Genomic DNA, 2,929 nt, shown 5'->3' with positions numbered 1-2,929 from the left:
CAATGGAAATAAATATCGATTACGCAATAAGTCTTTCAGCAGACGCGCACGATACCAAAGGGCTTTCCATGGATGAAGCCTTTAAATTTCATTTTTTCCTCCTTGATTTTGACGGTGTTATATTTGAATCTGTAAGTGAAGCCGCGAATTCTTTTAATTCTCCCGGTTCAAGGTCAAGAAAACGTTCCAGTTCGCGTTCCGCTTCCAATAACGCGGTTGCAGCTTCTATTACGGCAATTTCTTTTTGAGTTTGTTCGATTAACGTTTCCATTAAAGTTAATCTTGTTATTTGTCCAAGACTCAATCTTATTTCTTCAATACGGCAGCGTTCCGCGCCAAGTGTCGAGGCTTCAATTGCCAGAAGTTTTTTTTGTTCAATAAAAACGCATTTGTTCACGGCAGTCGCCGCCGTTCTGCCAATTTGTTCAAGCGCGGTTTTGTATTTTTCCTGTTCTAATGTCAGCGCGATTTTAGCCTGTTTTCTTTGATAACCCGACGCGGGATCGGGCAAAATAGAAAAACGATTTTGAATTGCCGCCGAATTATCGTAAGGCGGTTCCCAGCCGGCCTGCGCGTCAAAACGGTTTTGGAGTAACGGCGTTGAAAAATCGACGGATACTCCGACCGACCAGTTATATCGCGTTAGCGGATAATGCTGGCCTGTTAATCCAAAATTACCGGTAAGACGCAGGCTGGGTATCCATGAACAGGAGATATACCTTAATTCTGTTTGTCTTTTCTTTATCGAATAACGCGCGTCGATTAAATCGGGATTTTGCTTTTTTGCAAGCTCAGCCGCCGCTGAAGCCGTTGGGAGTAAGACTGAATAATTTAAATCAATTTTTTCAGTTAGAACAGGCATGGAATCAAGTCCAAGGAGTTCCAAAAACTGATTTTCCATTTCGGCAAGATCCAATTGCAGGGAATAAATGTCTATTTTCGCGTTCAATAAATTTATGTCCGCGCCTGCAAGATCCACAGGAAGCGCGAGGCCAAGCCGCACTTCTTCGTCTAAAATTTTTCGCTGCTCTTCCAAAACAACAAGCGCGTTTTTTTTAATTTCAAGTATCGCCCTTGATGACATTAATTTACGATACGCGCTTATTGCCGATTCCGCGATTTCATTAGCCGCCCTGTCCAGTTTTAAAGATGAAAGATCAAGATCCATTCGTTCAAGTTTTCTGGACATTGATATTTTGCCTCCATCCCAAACCAGCTGATCAACGCTGATAGTGTAATTTTTCATAAATGAATCCGCGCCAATTTGCTGCATGCGGTCATTTTCTGAGATACTGATATTGAGTTGCGGAAAATATGCGCGTAAACCCCATGCCCACGCTCCTTTTAAAAGAGGCTGTAAAGCGCGTGAATGTTTTAAATCGACAGAAGCCTCAACGGCAAGTTTCGCCGCCTGAGCGAATGTCAATGTATGTAAATTGTTGTCGTTTGCGTAACCGCAAACAGTAACAAACAAAAGTAGAACCGTAAAAATATTTCGCATCACATTACCCCTTTTATTATTTTTTCAAGATTTGATATTGAGCGTAACAGAGGAGTATCCCACGGAAGCATGGCTTTTGCGCGGCTTAAATCTTCCAGCGCTTTGGCGTATGCTTCCGCGCTTTTTCCAGATGTCCAGCGCAGTCTTGCCCTGTCAAGCAGAACCAACGCGCTTTCCGCGGAAAATTCAGCGGCTCTGTCCAGAAAAATCGCAGCTTCATCATATTTACGCGCATCGGAGGCAAGTTCCGCCGCAAGCCTCAATGCGCGAATATCCTGCGGATTATCGGCTAACAAAGATTCCAATACGGTTTCTGCGCCTTTAAGATCGCCTTTTTCGCGTAGAATTCTTGCAAGGTATAAATTTGCCTCTAACAATGAAGGGCGCAATTTTATCGCCCTGCGGCATGATTTTTCCGCTTTATCAAGGTTGTCAGAAAAATATTCCGCTTTTGCCCTAAGTACCAGCGCGGGCGGAAAATTATTTTGTTTATACAAAAGCGTTGCGGCTTCAGTAAATTGCCCTTGAGCGTATGCGTCAGAAGCGCGGACATAAATGCGAATTGTTTCTGTATTTGGCGTTTTGGCATGGGAAGCGGAACAAGAGGTGGCGCAGAAAGCGACACAGAAAACTGTGGAAATTAAAAATAAAGAAATAAAATTTCTATTTAAAATTGTATTTTTCATATAACACCTTCCATATCACCTAACTACGGCAAATGTATAAAAGCCGTTCCGCAAGACGTCCCTTGGAAACAGCCGCTTGTCCGCTAAAATACTCATTAAACTTTGGAATGCTTTTTAATGATTTAAGCGCGCTGACCGCGTAAACCGTGTAAGGGTTATCCGGCAGACTGATTAACGGCAGCAAGGAATCAAGTATTTGCGGATTACTTGATTTTACGGATTGGGAAATAATCGTTTCAATTTCTTTTTTAGTTTTTATAGATAATCCGTCCTCTATTTTTAAACCAGTGTTAGCCGCTAATATTGAGCGGCATTCATCCGCGAATGGTCCTTGCGAAGACAAATTGATGCAATTTTCCGCGTATTGCGCGGCTATCCCGCCTGAAAAAACCCTCGCCCCTCTGTACCAGTACTCGGGGAATTGCGAATAACGCGCTCGAATAGACTTGTAAGCCGCGCTGATTCGCCTAGTTTTTGCAGATGAATCTGCGGCAAATGAATTTGCTGAAAATGAGTTTGTTACGGATGAATCAACAGCAGGTGAATTTGCAGTAAATGAATTTGTTTTAGACGAAGCGACTTTGTCTTTTTCTAAAGCGCAGACAAGAATCAACCATCTGCCAAATCCATCCGGCTCATCCAATTCATTAAACAGCGGCTCAAATCCTGCGGCGGCTTATAAGGAGTTGGCGTGGGCTTATGGTATGGGACTGATAAAAAGAGAAGAACTTGAACAGGGGCT

The 2,929-nt window shown here is 43.0% G+C and carries 3 protein-coding genes; all 3 read right to left on the bottom strand.

Annotation, left to right across the window (positions count from 1 at the left end):
• Positions 1 to 88 precede the first annotated feature (88 nt).
• The 3 genes from ACYVRA_RS06050 to ACYVRA_RS06040 are packed head-to-tail and all read right to left on the bottom strand — an operon-like array spanning position 89 to position 2,830.
• Complete coding sequence (locus ACYVRA_RS06050; RefSeq protein ID WP_461251852.1) at positions 89 to 1,501, bottom strand: TolC family protein; 1,413 nt, start codon at positions 1,499 to 1,501, stop codon at positions 89 to 91.
• Complete coding sequence (locus tag ACYVRA_RS06045) at positions 1,501 to 2,187, bottom strand: tetratricopeptide repeat protein (RefSeq protein WP_461251851.1); 687 nt, start codon at positions 2,185 to 2,187, stop codon at positions 1,501 to 1,503. The genes ACYVRA_RS06050 and ACYVRA_RS06045 overlap by 1 nt, the downstream gene beginning before the upstream one ends.
• 19 nt (positions 2,188 to 2,206) lie before the next feature.
• A complete protein-coding gene (locus ACYVRA_RS06040; protein WP_461251850.1) occupies positions 2,207 to 2,830 on the bottom strand; it encodes a hypothetical protein in 624 nt (207 codons plus the stop codon).
• Positions 2,831 to 2,929: the final 99 nt, after the last annotated feature.

The sequence above is a fragment of the Treponema sp. R8-4-B8 genome (genome assembly GCF_054786175.1).
This window is presented reverse-complemented; position numbering and strand designations above follow the sequence as displayed.

What these genes read in the sequence shown, in the direction of transcription:
- ACYVRA_RS06045 (WP_461251851.1), bottom strand. Translation starts at nt 2,187, where the DNA reads ATGAAAAATACAATTTTAAATAGAAATTTTATTTCTTTATTTTTAATT.
- ACYVRA_RS06050 (WP_461251852.1), bottom strand. Translation starts at nt 1,501, where the DNA reads ATGCGAAATATTTTTACGGTTCTACTTTTGTTTGTTACTGTTTGCGGT.